Raw genomic sequence first — 1,577 nt, forward strand, 5'->3', positions numbered from 1 at the left:
TGTGCTGCAAAACAACGAACAAGCGAACTTAGAAATGAACGGCTTAACCATGACAAGCCTAGACAGCGAACATACCATCGCGAAATTCGATCTCACCTTAAGCATCGGTGAAATGGAAGACGGCTATGCAATGAACTGGCAATATTGTACCGATTTGTTCGAGCTGGAAAGTGTAAAGCGGATGATGAAACACTTCAGCTGCCTGGTGGACGAACTGACGGCAAATCCAGGGGCTAAGATCAGCGAACTGAGTGTGGTGGACGAAGAAGAAAAAAGACTGGTTATTGAGACCTTCAATGACACCGCAATGGAATATCCAAGAGGAAAAACAGTAGTCGAGTTGTTTGAAGAGCAGGTTGGGCAGACGCCGGACAATATCGCGGTCGTATTTGAAGATGCAACAATGAGCTATGCGATGCTTAATGAAAAAGCAAATCAACTAGCGTATAAACTGAGAGAACTTGGGGTAAAACCGGATGATTACGTAGCCATACTGGCGGAACGCAGTATGGAGATGATCATCGGTATCTACGGGGTTATCAAGGCAGGCGGAGCTTATGTACCGATAGACCCCGGGTATCCCCAAGACCGGATAGATTATATGCTATCCGACTGTAAACCCAAAGCAGTGGTAACTTACAATACCGAACTTCAAACTGAAATACCTATAATAGAACTGGGAGAGAGCAAGACCTGGGAAGGTGTATCCACCAATCCCGTACACATGAACAAGCCAAGTGATTTATTGTATCTCATCTATACCTCGGGAACCACAGGCAAGCCCAAAGGGGTCATGATTGAAAACGCCGGAGTAAGTAATTTGAGATCATACTTTATGGATTCTCTAAAAGTGACTTCAAAGGATAGAATCCTGCAATTCTCTAATATCGCATTCGATGGCTCCGTGTGGGATATGACCATGGCATTGCTGACCGGTGCGACCCTGTATGTCATCCATCCGGATAAATTGTCGGACAGTGAGTACCTAGGTGACTTTGCAGGGGAAACGACAATCATGGCGGTTCCGCCTCAGTTCTATGCACAAATGAATACGGCGGGACAGCGGCTGATCATTACAGCAGGTTCGGAGAGCAGTAAAGATGTTGTAAGTAAAGCAATTGAAAGTTCCGGCTATCTCAACTCTTATGGACCGACAGAAGTAACCGTATGTGCGACACATTGGTTGTGTGAAGATACAAACAGCATTCCCGATAAGATACCTGTCGGCAAACCGATCCCAAACAAGAAGGTATTTATATTAAATGGCAGTACGTTATGCGGGATCGGCATACCGGGTGAACTGTGCGTGGCCGGAGACGGACTGGCCAGGGGCTACCTGAACCAGCCGGAACTGACGGCAGAAAAGTTTGTCGAGAACCCGTTCGGAGAGGGCAGGATGTACCGTACCGGCGACTTGGCAAGATGGCTTCCCGATGGGAATATCGAGTACATGGGAAGAATCGATGAACAGGTCAAAATCCGCGGCTTCCGAGTTGAATTGGGCGAGATCGAAAGTGTCCTGCGCAAGCAGCCCGGGGTTAAAGATGCGGCCGTGGCGGTCAAGGAGAAAAATGGGG

At 47.7% G+C, this 1,577-nt stretch carries 1 protein-coding gene; it reads left to right on the forward strand.

Annotation, left to right across the window (positions count from 1 at the left end; all coding sequences use genetic code 11):
- Positions 1–1,577 (forward strand): non-ribosomal peptide synthetase (locus PKO01S_RS28420; RefSeq protein ID WP_127534783.1); only part of this gene is annotated, 1,577 nt, incomplete at both ends.

This window comes from Paenibacillus kobensis NBRC 15729 (genome assembly GCF_004000825.1).
Lineage (GTDB): Bacteria > Bacillota > Bacilli > Paenibacillales > Paenibacillaceae > Paenibacillus_T > Paenibacillus_T kobensis.